The 362-nt window shown below is 63.3% G+C and carries 1 pseudogene; it reads right to left on the bottom strand.

The features are described 5' to 3' along the window. Positions 1 to 362: pseudogene (locus tag BN1137_RS03205) on the bottom strand (FUSC family protein); the annotation flags it as partial.

Genomic DNA, 362 nt, shown 5'->3' with positions numbered 1-362 from the left:
GCGGGGATCCCCGCTCTTGAGCATGAGTGCGAGCTGGGTGAAGACCTCCTCGCTGGCCTGCTGGCAGGCACGCAGCTCGGGGCTGCTCTGCATCAGGAAGTGGTTTTGACGATCGCGCCAGTAGGTGTTGGCCAGCATTTCCAGGGTGCAGAAGGTGTTGCGCATGGTGGTCTGGATGGCTTCAAACAACGTGCTGTTGAGGCGGGTCTCCTTGACGGCGGGGGCCAGCAAGGGACGCAGGCTGACCATCTTGGAGAGCAGGCGGGAGTGACTCTGGGCCAGCCGGGGTCGCTCCAGAATGTTGGGAGAGAGGTGGGTGTGATAGAGGCGGTGCGCCTGCAGCAGGGTGTCGTGCATCTGCA

Origin of the sequence: Aeromonas tecta, assembly GCF_000820185.1 — a bacterium.
In the GTDB taxonomy this organism is placed as follows: domain Bacteria; phylum Pseudomonadota; class Gammaproteobacteria; order Enterobacterales; family Aeromonadaceae; genus Aeromonas; species Aeromonas tecta.
The sequence above is the reverse complement of the archived record's forward strand: the minus strand, read 5'-3'. Positions and strand labels throughout refer to the sequence as shown.